This is a genomic window from Paracoccus niistensis (genome assembly GCF_042432925.1).
GTDB lineage: Bacteria > Pseudomonadota > Alphaproteobacteria > Rhodobacterales > Rhodobacteraceae > Paracoccus > Paracoccus niistensis.
Genome location: NZ_JBHLWE010000017.1, coordinates 96,997 through 111,668 on the forward strand (window position 1 = coordinate 96,997; position 14,672 = coordinate 111,668).

The window sequence follows — 14,672 nt, forward strand, 5'->3', positions numbered from 1 at the left end:
GGGGTAGGCTGACACCCACCCTCCGAGGAGAATGAGATGCGTGCCCTGACCCTGATCCCGCTCCTCGTGCTTGCCGCCTGTTCAGGCGAGAATCAGGGCTGGAACCCGAACTATCGGGCGAACGCGACGCCTTACGGCGACTACCTGCGGGGGCGCGAGCTTGCCCTGACCGGCCAGCGGGCGGAGCCGCCGCGGGTGATCCCGGTTGCCCTGCCCGTCCGCGCGCCGACCCCGGCCCAGATCGCAGGCCCTTCGCCGGTCCAGATCCTGGAACAGGCGGTGACGCCGAACGGCCTGCCTCCGCGCCAAGTGCCGTTCCGCGGCGCACCCGCCGTCGATCCGCGCCCGCCCACGCTTCCCAGCACCCGCTCGGTGCTGCCCAGCGAGCGGACGGTGCTGCCGGTGCCGGTCGCGCCCGTGGTGCGCCAGCGCACGGTTGTGCCCGCTGCGCGCGTCACCGTTCCGGCCCCTGTCACCTCGCGCCGGCTCGAAGGGAACGTCGCGCCGATCTATCCGCGTGCCGTTGGTGCCACGGGCAACTGCGCCGCCTATCGGACCGCCATCGCCGCCCAGCGCGCCTTTATCGCCGAAGGCGGGCCCGAGCGTGACCGGCTGGGCCTCGACCCCGACGGCGACGGTTACGCCTGCAGCTTCCGCCCTGCGGCCGCCTCGCCCGTCCGATGATCCCCTGCGCCTGCGCCGCCCCTGACGGGACCGGCCAAGCATGAGCTTTCCGTCCCCCAACCATGGCGAGCGGCGCGGCCCGCAGGCGCCCGACCTGATCGTGATCCACTACACCGGCATGGTCGACCATGCCTCGGCCCGTGCCCGCCTCTGCGATCCCGCCGCCGAGGTCTCGGCCCATTGGATCATCGACGCCGACGGCACAACCGAGGCGCTGGTTCCCGAGGGTCGCCGCGCCTGGCACGCCGGCGCTGGCAGTTGGCAGGGGCGTGAGGACGTGAACTCGCAATCCATCGGCATCGAGCTTGCCAACCCAGGCGACCGCCCCTTCCCCCATCCGCAGATGACCGCGCTGGAAGCCCTGCTGATCGGGATCATGGCCCGCTGGTCCATCCTGCCCCATCGCGTGATCGCCCATTCGGACCTGGCACCAGGCCGCAAGACCGATCCTGGCCCCCGCTTCGACTGGGAACGCCTTGCCCGCCAAGGCCTTGCGCTGAGAGCGGGCATTGGCACGGCAGAGGCACCGCTCGCCGCCATGCTCGACCGCATCGGTTACCCGTCGGCCGCTGCCGATACCCGGCTGTCCGCCTTCCGCCTGCGCTTCTGCCCGTGGAACGACGGGCCTGAGAATGACGACGACCGCCGTATCGCCGCAGGCGTGCTGGCGGTCCTGCCGCAAGAGGAAACATGCTGATCTACAAGGCGCTTCGCGCCGAGGAATGGGCGGCCCTGCAAGCCGCCGGTCGCACCGATGGCGCTCCGGTGGACGTGGCGGACGGCTATATCCATTTCTCGACGGCCGAGCAGCTTCCGACCACACTTTCCAAGCATTTTGCAGGCGAGAACAACCTTATCCTTCTTGCCTGCGAGGGCGACTCGCTTTCCCCCGCCCTTCGGTGGGAGCCCTCGCGTGGTGGCGCACTCTTCCCGCATCTCTACCGGGAACTTCGCCTCTCGGACGTGGTGTGGCACCGCCTCATCCCGCTCGGTCGCGCAGGCCACGAACCGGGGGAACTCGCATGAGCCTGATCGAACGTGCAGGCCTTGCCGCCCTTCACCGGCTCGACCCGGAACGCGCCCATGACCTGTCGCTCAAGGCGCTCTCCACCGGCCTCGTGCCGTTGCCGGGCAAACCCTTCACCTCGCCGCGGCTTGCCACGCGTCTGGCCGGGCTGGACCTCCCGAACCCGGTCGGCCTCGCCGCAGGCTACGACAAGAACGCCCGCGTGATCGGACCCCTGACCCGCGCAGGCTTCGGCTTCGTCGAGGTCGGAGCCGCCACGCCCCGGCCCCAGCCTGGCAACCCGAAACCAAGGCTTTTTCGCCTGACCGAAGACCAAGCGATCATCAACCGCTTCGGCTTCAACAACGAAGGCGCCGAGGCCGTCTGCGCCCGTCTCGGCGCATGCCCACGCAACGGCGTCCCGGTCGGCCTCAACATCGGCGCCAACAAGGACAGCGCCGACCGCGCCGCCGACTTTGCCCGCGTGGCGAGCCTTGCCGCACCCGTGGCCGACTTCCTGACGATCAACGTCAGTTCCCCCAACACCGAGAAGCTGCGCGACCTGCAGGGCGCCCGCGCCCTGTCGGCCCTGATCCAAGGTGTTCTCGACGCCCGCAACGCCTCGGAAGCGCGCCCGCCGGTTTTCGTCAAGATCGCTCCCGACCTCGACGAGCAGGCGCTGGCCGAACTCGCCGCCGTGCTGAAAGATAGCGGTGTTGACGGCGCCATCGCCACCAACACCACATTGACCCGCAACGGCTTGGCCTCGCGCCACGCGAGCGAAACCGGCGGCCTCTCGGGCACCCCCCTGTTCGACCTATCCACAAGGATGCTCGCCCGCCTTTACCGCCATCTCGGCGGCAGCCTGCCGATCATCGGCGTGGGCGGCATCGGCTCCGTGGACGAGGCTTGGTCCAAGATCGAGGCGGGCGCCTCGGCCCTCCAAATCTACAGCGCCCTCATCTACCAAGGCTTCTCGCTCGCTGATCGCATCGCGCACGGCCTCGACGCCCGGCTCGTGGCCGGGAATACAAAGCTTGCCGACCTCACCGGCAGCGCAGCCGACCGATGGGCAGCCTAGACGATCCCTTCCAGTCCCAGGATCTGGTTCATCATGTCCGAAGGCGCGCTGCAGCCCGCGTCGCCCACGATCCGCGCGGGAACCCCGGCAACAGTCTTGCAGGGCGGCACGTCCGTCAGCACGACCGAGCCTGCGGCAATGCGGCTGCAGCGGCCCACGCTGATGTTGCCCAGCACCTTCGCACCCGCGCCGATCAGCACGCCATCCCCGATCTTGGGATGGCGGTCGCCGTCCTCTTTTCCGGTGCCGCCCAGCGTCACCGAATGCAGCATGGATACATCGTTGCCCACGACTGCCGTTTCCCCGATCACGATGGAATGGGCGTGGTCAATCATCACCCCCGTCCCGATCCGGGCGGCGGGGTGGATGTCCACGCCGAAGACCTCGGAACAGCGCATCTGCACGAAATAGGCCATGTCGCGGCGGCCGTGGTCCCACAGCCAGTGCCCGATCCGGTAAGCCTGCAGCGCCTGGAAGCCCTTGAAGAACAGCATCGGCTGCATCAGTCGGTGGCAGGCCGGGTCGCGTTCGTAAACTGCGCGCAGGTCGGCCTCGGCGGCCATAGCCAGCGCCGGCTCACGCCGGTGGGCGTCATCGGCGATCTCGCGCAGGATCTGCTCGCTCATCTCGCCCGAGGCGAGCTTCAGCGAAAAGCGATAGCCCAGCGCCGCCGGAAAGGTCCGGTGGTGCAGCAGCCCCGCGTGGATCAGGGCGCCCAGCAGAGGCTCGGCGGCGGCCGCCTCGGCGGCCTCGCGCTGGATCTGGTGCCAGACCGAGGCGTGGGTCACCTCGGGGCTATCGGCATAGGGCTGTCCGTCCATGTCACGGTTCCTTTCGTCGCCTTTTCCCATTTAGGGAAGGTTGAGGACGACGGAAAGCCTCAGACCGGATCGGGAACGCGAAGGGAAAGCCAGTGGATCGCCAGGCGTACCCGCCCGCCGGCGAAGTTGCCCCCCGTGGCGGTCAGCCGCAGCTCCTGCGGTGCATAGACGGCGAAGGGCGCTGACAGCAGCCCCTGCCCCCACGAGTTCAGCGGCAGCCCAAGCCCCGAGCCGAAGCGGTTGTCCGCCCCGCTCACCCCGATCATCCAGCTTGTCAGCGTGCCGGTGACGGGCTCGACGACGCGGCCGGTGACCCCAAGGACAAGCACGTTCGCCGGGATGAAGACGCCCGTCGCCACCGTCGTGCCCGCGGTGATCCCTGCCTCGCCCGCCGTTATCCCGGCGCTGAGGCCACCCCCCATGGCCCCCATGGTCAGCGCACCCGGCAACCAGGCGGACCCATCCCACAGCGCGCTTGAGCCCTGATCCACCACAAAGGCCCGCTGCCCGCGCTGAGGCTCGGCAAAGACCCAGCCGCCATTCGCGCCGATGGCGATGCGTCCCGCGTGCCCTCCCCATGGACCGCCCGCGCCGAAGGGCACGGCCCAGCACTGCCCGTCCGTCACCGCGACCGGAGGGCTGGCGACCGTGACGCTCTGCAGCACCAGGTTCACCAGCCCATCCAGCCGCATCAGCCCGTCGTTCACCGTGACATGCTTCTGCGCCTGCGCGGGCTGCAGCAAGGGCAGCCCGCAGCGCAGCGTTGCCTGTTCAGACATGGATATTCCTCCTGACAGACGGGCCGGGCCCGTAGATTTCGGATAGCTGCGCCACCTCGATGGCGAAGCCGCCCCCCTGCGCCGCGCGCGTCCAGACGCTCTCGGGGATCGTCCAGGAAGGTTGCGTAACTTCCTGCCGGTGCAGTTCGGCCGTGCCCCGGACCAGCCGCAGGACATAGCGTTCATAAGCCTCGCCCAGAGGCACCTCGGGCGCGTCCCAACCGTCACCGCCGGTCCTGGTGCGCCGGACCCAGGTCACCTCCCGGCCGTTGACCGCGAGATGGCAGGGCGACAGCGGCCGCAGGCCCGCACCCGCAAAGGCATGGGACTGCTGCCGATAGCTCTCGTCGTCAGGCCCTTGGCTCGATGGCCCGATCCGCCAGTGGCGCAACTGCCGCCGCGCGTCCGGCTCCACATCGACCTGACGCGGAGAGCCGTCCATCAGCACGACCACGCTGCCTGCCGGCCACTCCGCCGGCATCAGCGCATCGGTCCCCGCCTGCCCCCGCACCCGCCCCGAGATCTCCCACTCGCCCGGCGCCACCAGCTTCGCCTCGGAGAACTGCATCAGCTCCCAATTTCCTGGCGAGCCGTCCCCGATCGCCAGCACGTTGCTGCCCGCCAGCAGCGCGTTGCGGCTGATCGACCGCAGGTTCCCGCCCTTGACCCGGAGCCGCAGTGCAGGTCCCCGGTCCAGAACACCCGACCTCGCCGCAGGCAGCGCCCCCAGCGTCACCCCCATGACCGCTCGGCTGGGCAGGACGACGTTCGGCTGCCAGCCGCCGTCCTCCTCGACAGACATCCAGGCCCGCACTGCGCCGGGCCACGGAGTCCCCGTGGCCGCCAGCCACGGCGCATGAGACACCTCGGTTCCCCGCATCAGCGGCAGGTCCAGGAAGACCGGCCAGACCGGCCCCGCCGGAACATGCGCCTTCCCGCGCAACTCACCGGTGACGTAAGGCGCGGGCCTATAGACCCCCGGCTCAACCCGCACAGCCTCCACCAGAGCGGCCCCCGCCCGCTCGACCCGATCGATGCGCCAGCGGTCCCCGGCCCCTACGCCATCCGCCAGCCGTACCACGTCACCGGGCCCCAGATCGGCCCGTGACGGCGGCAAGGCAAAGCGCGCCGCATCCTGCGCCACCTTCGCCTCGACCAGCCAGCGCGCGGCGACCGCGTGCCCTTCGCCCAGCGTCAGCACCATCGGCAAATCGCTGTCCGACACCGATAGGACCTGCCCGTCCGGCAAGGCCGCCTCGGCCGTCCGCGCGCCATAGTCGGCGCCTGCCTCGACATGGCTCAGCCGCACCCGGCCCACCGTCTCGGCCAAGGGAGCGCGGGTGATCTCGAAGCCGCCGACCTCCTCGGCGACCGCAAGCTCGTCCTCGGCCAGCACCGCGTCCACCCGTCCGTCCCGCATGACGAAGCGCAGCACGCCGTCCCGTTCCACAGCGTCGAAGCCATGCGCGAGCATCAAGGGCTGCAACGCTGCCCGCCCACTCTCGGCCCCGCTGACGGCATAGCCGCGCACTATCCCATGCAGCCCGCTCACGTCGAAGGCCGCGACGCCTGCACCTTCACAGATGTCACGCACCACATCCGCCAGCGGCACCGCGCCCGCCCGGCCGTTCAGCCAGTGCCCCCGCTCCCACGCAGGCCCGTCCGACCACAGGTCACCCCGCGCCGGGAAGGCCGGATAGGGCCGCGCGTCCCAAGCCCAGACATGGGCGCGAGACAGCTCGACCATACGGCCCCCGCCCTTCAGGACAGGGTTGTTCGCCGGATCGGCCCAGTACGACGTCACCGCCTCGACATAGGCCGCCTGGATCGCATCATCCCGCCGCCCGTCCGAGAACCAGGGCAGCATCGACTCGCTGCTCATGGCGTCGAGGAACTTGTTGGGCTGGTTGGTCCCCTTGTCCAGGGCCGCGCAGCCGTATTCCGTGAACCAGATCGGCTTCGACCCCGGCACCCAAGGCGTCGGCTCGGCCGACCGCGCGCCATCCGGCCCTCGGTCGTAGTGCCAGTTCGACCACCAGCCCTTCAGGTCCTTGTAGCGCCAGATCCACGGCTCGCCCTGCCCGTCCGTGATGGGCGTGCGGACCTGCGCCAAGCGATGCTCGTCGCTGGCATAATACCAGTCGAACCCCTCGCCGCCGCAGACATTGGCGCGCAGGTAATCGACATTGCGGATGTCGCCCCAATGCGCGTCGAGATGCCCCTCGCCCTCGCGCCAGTCCGACAGCGGCATGTAGTTGTCGATGCCAACGAAATCGATGTTCTCGTCGCCCCACAGCGGATCGAGGTGGAACACCGCCTCGCCCCCGCCCGGATGATGCCCGAAATACTCGGACCAGTCCGCCGCATAGCCCAGCTTGACGCCGGGCCCGATGATCGAACGCACCTCCGCCGCCAGCCGCCGCAGCGCCGCAACAGCCGGATAGCCCTGCGCCCCCCGGATCTGCGTCAGCCCGATCATCTCGGACCCGATCAGGAAGGCGTCGATCCCGCCCGCCATCCGGCACAGATGCGCGTAATGCAGGATGAAGCGGCGATAGCCCCATTCCTGCGGCCCCGAATAGACGATCCGCCCGTCCTTCTCGGCAAAGTCCCCGACCGAGGCCGTCCCGAAGAACGCCGCCACCTCGGCATCTGCCACAGCCGTCCCTTGGGGCGAGCCCTTGCGACCGGCGGCAACCGAGGTCGTGATCCTCCCCCGCCAAGGCATGACCGGCTGGTCATCGGCCCCCGTCCAAGGGTCCGCACGCCCGTTCCCGGCCATCTGCTCCATCAGGATGAACGGATAGAACACGGCTGCCTTGCCCGAGGCGCGGATTGCCCGGATTGCCTCAACCACCGACCCGTCGGACGGAGTCCCCCCGTAGATCGACCGCCCGTCCTTCCGCGCGATGGTCGCGGCCTCGCCGCGCCCGATCCCGCCCGCGCGCCACGGCATCTCCTCGGCGTCGATCTCGGTCTGCTCGACCTTCGGCTGCACGGAGCAGTTCCCCGCCCGCAGGTCGTCTCCGAACCACGACACGACCAGCGACACAGACTCCACCTTCGGCAGTTCGCGCCCCAAGGTCGCCAGCGAGACCTGAAAGTCCGTCCCGCCCATAGGCGTGTTGCGGTTGAGGATGCGCGTCTCGCCCAGCCCGAGGTCGATGGACACCTGCCGCGTCGCCAGCGCGTATTCCCCCGTCCCCGGGATCAGCGCGACCGCCTGCACGTTCTCGGCCAGCGAGGCCGTGCCATTCACGCCGCGCGTCACCTCGAAACTCAACTGCGGCACCCGGTTGCCCCAGCGCTCCAGCGCCAGATCCTCCAACACCACATATGCGATACCGCGATAGGCGGGCGCCGCCTCGCCCTCGTGCGCGGCGACTGCGGGGTCCGGCAATTGCACCTCGTCCCCGCGATAGACGCGCAGGTTCAGGTCCGAGGCCGCGACCTCCTCCCCATCCGCCCAGACACGCCCCACCGACAGGATCGGCCCCTCGCACAAGGCGATGGCCAGGCTCAGCCGGTAGCTGATCTCGGTCACGCGCGGCCCCGATCCCTTGCCGCCCGCGTCCTGCGTCCGGCTGATCTCGGTCACGGGCGAGGCCCAGATGACATGGCCCGGCACCCGCATCTGCCCCCAAACGCGCGGGATCGCGGTCCCCTCGCCCGCCGTCTGCAGCCGCAGCCGGTCGATGCGCCCCGTCTCAACGGACCGCGCGCCGCCGCCCAGCAGCCGCTGATCGATCACGCGGCCGACCGTCGCACCCACCGCACGGCCGACGACCGCGCCGGTCAGGCCCAGCATCGTGCCGCCAAAGCCCGCGCCCACGGCCGACCCGGCCGCCGCCAAAAGGATGGTCGCCATCGCCTTCTCCCATCTGTCCTGAATTGGCGGCCCTCAGGCCCGCCTCACGGCTCGGGCCATCGGAACCGTGCCGCGATCCGCGCCCGCCATGGGGCGGAAAGCGGGCTTTCGACGACCCCGTGACGGTCATAGGCGTGAACGAAGCTCGCCTCGCTGCCGACCCCCGCGCGGATGCCCAGGTGCTTGGCGACCGCCCCGTCCCTCATGCGAAACAGCAGCACCTCGCCCGGCGTCTCGGGCACATCCGGCGCCACCGCCACCAGGTTCCGCAGCGCGGCCGTCAGCAGGGGCTCGCCGCCCCCAGTCTCGCCCCAGTCGGCGGTATAGGGGGGCGCGGTCTCCGGCTCGGTCCCGTAAAGCCCGCGCCAGACGCCCCGCACCAGGCCAAGGCAATCCGCCCCTGCCCCTTGGGCCGAGCCCTGATGCACGTAGGGCGTCCCGATCCACTCCCGCGCCAGTTCGACCGCCCGCGCGCTCATTGCCGCCCCCCGTTCGCCTGCGGCGCGATCAGCCAGTCCTCGGGCGGCAGATGCGGAAAACCCCGGAAGTTGAGAAAGTTGAGGAACTTCCCCCGGCAGGTCTCGGCCCGCTTGTCGCAACCCGCCGTGAGCCGCACCCGGTCCCCCACGGCCGGCGCCGCACCGGGCGCCGCCCACAACTCGACCGTCCTGACGCCGGGCTCCGGCATGGCGTCGATCTTGACCGCGCCCGCCAGCCCCTGCGCCGCACCGTCCAGGAAGGCGATCCGCCCATGCTCGAACCACTCGGCCCGATGCGCCGGGACACCGTGCAGCTCCAGCCGCGCGCCGCCTTCGTCCAGCGAGGCGATGGTGCCCTCGGCCCAGAACCCCTCGCGGTCCAGGTCGAACCGGCACTGCCCATCCCCCAGCAGGGCCGAGCAGCGCGGGTGATAGACCCGCCCCTGCGCCCGGTTCAGCGCCTCGGCCAAGCCCCGCAACTCGGCCCGGAAGGCGCCCGCCGCAAAGGTGATCTCGCCCAGCGAGCCGCGAAACACCAACCGGCGCGAGGTCACATCGGTCCAGTCCACCTCCCACAGCCGCACCTCGGCGCCGTCCCAGCGGCCCGCCGCCAGGTCCTCGGCGGTGATAGCCTCGTCTGACAGCACGCCCTGCGCCTCGGTGTTGTCCACCGCAAGGCCAAGCCCCTGCACCAGAGCCTGCGCCGTCAGCCCCGCCTCGGGCCGGAACGCGATCCCCTCGAAGGACAGCACCCCGTCGTGGTCCGTGAACCCCAAGGTCAGCCCGTCAGCGCGCCGGACCGCCCAAGCCCGCGCAATCGTGGTCGCCGTCATGTCCGCACCTCGACCACCGGGATCTGCGGCACGTCGCCCGCCTGGAAACTCGCCACCGACACCGCGATCCGGTCGGTATCGAAGCGCACCGGCACGTCGAACTCGAAGCCTGCCGTGACCGGCGCGTCCCGCATCGGCGCGTCCTTCAGCCGGATCACCCCCGTCGCGTGGTCGCAGGTGAAGTCGATCGTCTCGAACTTCTCGACCCCGCCGATGCCGACGCGCACCGTTCCCTCGACCGGCTTCACGACCGGCCGCCGATACTCGGCCGTCCCCGAGCGGTAAAGCTTGCTCAACCGGAACTCGATCGTCCGCCCGTCGCCCTGCCCGATCACCTGGTCGTCGAAGGCGACCGCGCGGCTCGGCACGCAGGACTTCCAGTCCGTCCAGTCCTTCCAGCGGAAGCCGTGCAACTGCCCGCCCCGCGCCTCGAAGAAGGCGATCAGCGCCGCGATATCGTCGAGGCCCCGTAAACCCAGCCCCGCGTCATAGCGCCTGCGCGAATGCGCCCAGGGGCTGTTGCGCTCCTCGAAGCCGTTGGTCAGCGTCACGATCTCGGTCCGCCGCTCGGGTCCGCCCATCGAGCCGAAGGACAGATCGGCCGGAAACCGCACCTCATGAAATGCCATTCTGCAACCTTCCCAGCACGACCCGTGCTTCTTTCCTGACCCAAATACCCGAGAGAGCCGCAGGCGGCGGGGCCGAAGCCCTCACCCGTTCCGCTCGCCTCTGGCGATCACCCGCCCCAGCCGCGCCGCGATCTGGCTCTGGCTGCGCTGGAACCCGGCCACGTCCGGTGTCGTCACGTTGAAGGTGACGTTCACCGGCCGCCCTCCACCTGCCGCGGCCACGCCCAGCCGCCCGTCGGCGCCCCGCCGCAGCGGCATGATCGCCTCGGGGCCCGCCTCGCCCATCAGCCCGGTCGCCCCGCGCATCGGGAAGAAGGTGGGCTGGCTGACGACGCCTCCCTTGGCGAAGGGCATGACCCGCCCTTGGGAAAAGGCGCCTCCATCGGCAAAGGGCAGCGCGCCGCCCAGCATCCCGCCGACCCCCTGCGCCAAGGCACCTGCCACCGCCTGCTGCACGGGCCGCATCGCTACGGCGAAAACCGTGTCCGCCATGCTTCGTGCCACGCCCTTCAGCGCGTCCGACAGCTTCACCCCGTCGAACACCACGCCCTCGAACGCCCGCCGCAGGCCCCCGCCAAAGCCCGAGGTCAGCGAGGACACCTCGCGCCCCGTCTGACCCATGACCTGGCCCAGCCGCGAAAGCTCGGCCTCGAAGGCCGCCGTCATCCGGCCCGACTGGTCCAGGCGCTCGCCCAGACGATCAAGCCCGTCACGGCCGAAGCCGTCCCTGTCCGCCATCCGCTTTCTCCATTGCTCAGCCGTCGGGGAACTCGGCCATCAGGGCGTCCAGCCGCCCGCGCGTCATCGCGCCCGCGCCGAACTCGATCCCCAGCATCAGCGCCAGTTCGGCGGGCGTCAGGTCCCAGAACTCGCGCGGCCTCAGGCCCAGCCCACGCATCCCCGCGCGCATCAGCCCCGGCCAGTCGAGGCCCGGGCCACCCTCCCGCGCGCGGGCAGCCTCCCCGCCGCCCGCGCCGCTCATGCCTGCCCGTGGAAAGCGCGCGCGATCAGCTCGGCCGCGACCCGCGCCGCCCCGACCGGCCCGCCCTCCACCTCCACCACCATCAGGTCGGGCGGCTCGCCCTGCCAGCCGCCGCCGCGCAGACCCGCGACCAGCACCGCGATCACGTCGCGGCTGGAAAACCGCCCGCTCTCGAACCGCTCGATCACGCCCAGCAGGCTGTCGCAGCCCAGGTCTGCCTCCAGCGCCGCCAGCGCCCCCAACGTCAGCCGGGCGACGTGGCGGCGGCCGTCCAGCACCACCGCCACCTCGCCCCTGTGCGGGTTCACGCTCACGGCTCGACCACCGCCACAGCCAGGAAGCTCAGCGCCCCCGCCGAGGCCAGCGACAGCTCATAGGTCGCCTCGCCGTTGTAGCTACCCGCGTATTCAAGCCCGGTGATCTGGAAAGGCCCCTCGACCGTGCCGAAGCCGGGGATAACCACCTGAAAGCGCGGCACCTCGCCGTCGAAGAAGGCCTGCCGCGCCCGTGCGTCCGTCGCCTCGTCGCGGAAGACCCCCGACCCGGAAATCGAGGCCGACCGCACCCCCGCGCCGCCCAGCAGCTCGCGCCAGCCGCCTTCGCTTGCGACCGAGGTCACGTCGATGGTTTCCGCGTTGAAGGCGAGCCGCGTCGCCCGCAGCCCGGCAATGGTGGAAAAGCTGCCGTCGCCCGTCATGTCCATCTTGATCAGCAGGTCGCGCCCGTTCTGCACCGCCATCAATCCATCCTCCTCATGCCACCTTCAGGCCCAGGTCGATCCGCGCGCGGAACGTCATGTCCACGCGCCGACCCGCGCCGCCATCGGCCCGCCGCGCCCGCGCGCTGACGAACCACAACCCGGCCAGATGGCCGGTCGAAAGCGAAAGCCCGCCATCTTCCAGCGCCTCGACCACCGCCGCGGCGGCCGCCTTGACCGCCGCAAAGCCGCCGCTGTCCTCGGTGCCCGACAACACCGAGACGACGAAGTCATGCCGCGCCCCGCCGCCCGTCATGTCGCCCGCGTCCGCCACGTCCTCGGGGCCCAGCGCCACGTGGGTGCCGGTGGGCGGGGTCGCGGGCATCGCGTCGAAGATCGCGTCGCCCACCAGCGCGGCCAGCGCGGGGTTACCCCGCAACGCCTGATAGACCGCGGCCTGCAATGCCGCGGATGCACGGAAACTCATGTCAGACCCTCTTCCCTTGCGCGGCAGTCCAGCCACAGCCCGGCCCCGTCCGCCTCGGCCACCGCCTCGATGCGGAAGACCCGCCCGCCCATGCGGAAGCGCTGCCCCGCGCCGGGCCTTCGCGGATCGCCGGCGCGCGCCGCGCGGACGGTGATCCGCCAGGGGACGACGCTTTCCGCCCCGACCTCGCCCTGCCGCTCGGCGCCCGAGCCCGCGCGCATCTGCGCGTAAAGGATGCCCAGCGAGCGCCATTCCATGCGGTAGCCACCCATGCCGTCCGCCACCCGCTCGGGGCGTTCCAGCACCAGCGGAACCGTCGCCCTGGGCGCGCTCATGCCCGCCCCCCGCGTCCTGCGAGCGTCCTGACCGCCCGCCACCGCTCGATCAGCGCGCTGACCCCGTGCGGCAGGGCAAGCTGGCTGCCGTCGAAGCCCCGGTCCTCGTAATAGCGCGCGGCCAGCATCATCACCGCCTGTGCAAGATCGCCCGGCACCCGGTCCCAGCTGGTCCCGAAGCCCGCCGCGAAGCGCACCGTGACAAAGCCGCCCCGCGGCACAGCCGGCAGGCTGGACCCCGTAGGCGCCAGGATCGGACGCTGGTTGTCGGGCACCAGCCGCCACAGGGCGGGCGGCACCTCGCTCACCCGACCCTCGCGGTCCGTCATCTCGACCGTCTCGACCGACAGCGCGGGGGCCAGCGGCAAAGGCTGGCCTGCCGGGTCGCGCCAGTCCTCCAGCCTCATGCGGAAGACCCGCGTCAGCAGCACCTTGCCGGTGCGCGCCTCGACCGTGGCGATGGCGGCGCGCAGGAACCCCGCCAGCGCCGCGTCCTCGGTCGCATCCTCGACCAGTTCGAATCCCGACCCCATCCGCAGGTGGCCCCGCAGCGCGGCGACGGGCAGCGACGCCTGTGCCGGTGCGGTTTCCTCGACGAGCAACATTCCTGAAACCTCCCGTTTCTCTAGCAGCCGCTGGTGAAGATCGGGGCCGCGGCACGGCCACAGGCCACAGCGCGCGCGGACAGTGGCTTTGCCGGTCTGGCCGGCAGCCCTGCGCGGCCCCGCCCCGCGATCCTCAGGTGCCCATGTGCAGCAGCTTGAAGGCGCGAGGATCGACCACCGTGCCGCCCACGCGCTTGGTCGCGTAGAACAGCACGTGCGGCTTGGCCGAGTAGGGATCGCGCAGGATGCGCAAGTCGGGCCGCTCGGCGATGGTGTAAGCCTGGCGGAAGTCACCGAAGGCGATGGTCTTGGCCCCCGCCGCCGGGTTCGGCATGTCCTCGCTGATCAGCACCGGATAGCCCAGCAGGCGCGCGGGCTCGCCCGCGGCCAGCCCGTCCGACCACAGGTAGCGGCCGTCCCCGTCGCGCATGCGGCGCACCATTCCGGCCAGGCGGCTGTTCATGAGCCAGGTGGCGTTGGCGCGATAAGCCGCGCCCAGCGCATAGACCATGTCGATCAGAGCGTTGGCCGGAGCCGAGGCCGCGAAGTCGCCCGGCACGCCCGTCAGGACGAAGCCCACCTGCGCCTCGGTCGCGGTGGCCTGCGGCGCCATCGGCACGTTCAGGATGCCCTTGGGCTTGTCCAGGCCGCTGCCGTTGATGAAGGCGGCTGCCTCCGCGCGGGCGAACTTCTCGGCGATGCGCTCGGCCAGCCAGCTTTCCAGGTCGAACGAGGCGTCGTCCAGCAGGCGCTGCGTGGCCTTGGGCATTGCCGCCAGTTCATGCAGCGCGATCGAGATCTTCTCGACCTGCGGCGTGTCCGTTTCGGCGGTCGAGGCGACCTCGGACGCCCAGCCCGCGCCGATGTCCGACTTGTCCATCAGCACTTCGTAGGACGAGGACTCGACCTGCACGACCGTCGCCAGCGAGCGGATCGAGCCCGTCGCGCGCAGCACCGCCTGCACGGTGCCCGAGATCGTGGGCGCGGCGAGATACCCCCCGTCGGTGCCCGAGGCCATCGCCTTCTCCTCCAGCGCCAGGCTGCGCAGGGCCGTGTCATCACCGCGGCGCAGGTAGGCCGCGAAGGCCTTCTGATGCGGCGCCTCGGTGTCGGCGGCCTGCGACAGGGGCGAGCGGCCCCGGAAGGCGGTCTTGCGGTCCAGCATGGTCATGCGTTTGTCCTGTGCTTGCAGTTTCTCTTCGACGTTCTCACGGAAAGCCTTGAGTTCGTTCACGAACTCGGCCATCGCGCCCTTCAGCCCGGCAGGCGTCCCGCTGCCGCAGGCCTCCCCAAAGCCGGTCCTTGCCTCGGTCATCGCCGTTTCTCCTCGTCAGAAAAGGCGGCCGCAGCGCCTTTGCGCCCCGACCGCCTGCCGTCGGCGCGGGC

The 14,672-nt window shown here is 70.8% G+C and carries 18 protein-coding genes; 4 read left to right on the forward strand and 14 right to left on the reverse strand.

What is annotated here, in order from left to right; translation table 11 throughout:
• Positions 1-36 precede the first annotated feature (36 nt).
• From ACFFII_RS04750 to ACFFII_RS04765, 4 genes are read left to right on the forward strand one after another with little or no spacing between them, the layout of a single operon-like run.
• Complete coding sequence (locus tag ACFFII_RS04750) at positions 37-684, forward strand: excalibur calcium-binding domain-containing protein (protein ID WP_377697739.1); 648 nt, start codon at positions 37-39, stop codon at positions 682-684.
• A 40-nt stretch (positions 685-724) separates the two neighbouring features.
• On the forward strand, positions 725-1,381 hold the full coding sequence (locus tag ACFFII_RS04755) for an N-acetylmuramoyl-L-alanine amidase (RefSeq protein WP_377697740.1): 657 nt from the start codon (positions 725-727) through the stop codon (positions 1,379-1,381).
• Positions 1,375-1,710 (forward strand): DUF952 domain-containing protein, encoded by a 336-nt coding sequence (locus tag ACFFII_RS04760; RefSeq protein ID WP_377697741.1) that lies wholly within the window; start codon positions 1,375-1,377, stop codon positions 1,708-1,710. The genes ACFFII_RS04755 and ACFFII_RS04760 overlap by 7 nt, the downstream gene beginning before the upstream one ends.
• Positions 1,707-2,771 carry a quinone-dependent dihydroorotate dehydrogenase gene (locus ACFFII_RS04765; RefSeq protein ID WP_377697743.1) on the forward strand — a complete coding sequence of 355 codons (1,065 nt, stop codon included), beginning with the start codon at positions 1,707-1,709 and terminating at the stop codon, positions 2,769-2,771. The genes ACFFII_RS04760 and ACFFII_RS04765 overlap by 4 nt, the downstream gene beginning before the upstream one ends.
• Here the strand turns inward: ACFFII_RS04765 and cysE are convergent.
• The 14 genes from cysE to ACFFII_RS04835 all read right to left on the reverse strand — a co-directional run bounded on the left by cysE (position 2,768) and on the right by ACFFII_RS04835 (position 14,601).
• Positions 2,768-3,592: a serine O-acetyltransferase gene (gene cysE, locus ACFFII_RS04770; RefSeq protein ID WP_377697744.1), complete on the reverse strand. Its 825-nt coding sequence runs from the start codon at positions 3,590-3,592 to the stop codon at positions 2,768-2,770. The genes ACFFII_RS04765 and cysE overlap by 4 nt on opposite strands.
• 59 nt (positions 3,593-3,651) lie before the next feature.
• Positions 3,652-4,371 (reverse strand): DUF2793 domain-containing protein, encoded by a 720-nt coding sequence (locus ACFFII_RS04775; protein ID WP_377697746.1) that lies wholly within the window; start codon positions 4,369-4,371, stop codon positions 3,652-3,654.
• A complete protein-coding gene (locus tag ACFFII_RS04780; protein ID WP_377697747.1) occupies positions 4,364-8,239 on the reverse strand; it encodes a baseplate multidomain protein megatron in 3,876 nt (1,291 codons plus the stop codon). Before ACFFII_RS04780 ends, ACFFII_RS04775 begins: the two co-directional genes overlap by 8 nt.
• Before the next feature lie 44 nt (positions 8,240-8,283).
• Positions 8,284-8,718, reverse strand: a complete 435-nt coding sequence (locus ACFFII_RS04785; protein ID WP_377697748.1) for a C40 family peptidase — start codon at positions 8,716-8,718, stop codon at positions 8,284-8,286.
• Positions 8,715-9,551, reverse strand: coding sequence for a phage/gene transfer agent baseplate hub protein (locus ACFFII_RS04790; RefSeq protein WP_377697749.1), 837 nt, complete (start codon positions 9,549-9,551; stop codon positions 8,715-8,717). The genes ACFFII_RS04785 and ACFFII_RS04790 overlap by 4 nt, the downstream gene beginning before the upstream one ends.
• Positions 9,548-10,180 (reverse strand): phage distal tail protein, Rcc01695 family, encoded by a 633-nt coding sequence (locus ACFFII_RS04795; protein ID WP_377697750.1) that lies wholly within the window; start codon positions 10,178-10,180, stop codon positions 9,548-9,550. The genes ACFFII_RS04790 and ACFFII_RS04795 overlap by 4 nt, the downstream gene beginning before the upstream one ends.
• An 81-nt stretch (positions 10,181-10,261) precedes the next feature.
• Positions 10,262-10,918: an RcGTA-type gene transfer agent tail tape measure protein gene (locus ACFFII_RS04800; protein ID WP_377697751.1), complete on the reverse strand. Its 657-nt coding sequence runs from the start codon at positions 10,916-10,918 to the stop codon at positions 10,262-10,264.
• Between the two features lie 16 nt (positions 10,919-10,934).
• Complete coding sequence (locus tag ACFFII_RS04805; protein ID WP_377697752.1) at positions 10,935-11,162, reverse strand: rcc01693 family protein; 228 nt, start codon at positions 11,160-11,162, stop codon at positions 10,935-10,937.
• Positions 11,159-11,476 carry a gene transfer agent family protein gene (locus ACFFII_RS04810; protein WP_377697753.1) on the reverse strand — a complete coding sequence of 106 codons (318 nt, stop codon included), beginning with the start codon at positions 11,474-11,476 and terminating at the stop codon, positions 11,159-11,161. The genes ACFFII_RS04805 and ACFFII_RS04810 overlap by 4 nt, the downstream gene beginning before the upstream one ends.
• Entirely contained in the window at positions 11,473-11,901 is a 429-nt protein-coding gene (locus tag ACFFII_RS04815; RefSeq protein ID WP_377697754.1) for a phage major tail protein, TP901-1 family, read from the reverse strand. Before ACFFII_RS04815 ends, ACFFII_RS04810 begins: the two co-directional genes overlap by 4 nt.
• 13 nt (positions 11,902-11,914) lie before the next feature.
• Complete coding sequence (locus ACFFII_RS04820) at positions 11,915-12,346, reverse strand: DUF3168 domain-containing protein (RefSeq protein ID WP_377697755.1); 432 nt, start codon at positions 12,344-12,346, stop codon at positions 11,915-11,917.
• Positions 12,343-12,681: a head-tail adaptor protein gene (locus ACFFII_RS04825; protein WP_377697756.1), complete on the reverse strand. Its 339-nt coding sequence runs from the start codon at positions 12,679-12,681 to the stop codon at positions 12,343-12,345. Before ACFFII_RS04825 ends, ACFFII_RS04820 begins: the two co-directional genes overlap by 4 nt.
• Positions 12,678-13,286, reverse strand: a complete 609-nt coding sequence (locus ACFFII_RS04830) for a head-tail connector protein (RefSeq protein ID WP_377697757.1) — start codon at positions 13,284-13,286, stop codon at positions 12,678-12,680. The genes ACFFII_RS04825 and ACFFII_RS04830 overlap by 4 nt, the downstream gene beginning before the upstream one ends.
• A 133-nt stretch (positions 13,287-13,419) precedes the next feature.
• Positions 13,420-14,601, reverse strand: coding sequence for a phage major capsid protein (locus ACFFII_RS04835; RefSeq protein ID WP_377697758.1), 1,182 nt, complete (start codon positions 14,599-14,601; stop codon positions 13,420-13,422).
• Between the last annotated feature and the right edge of the window lie 71 nt (positions 14,602-14,672).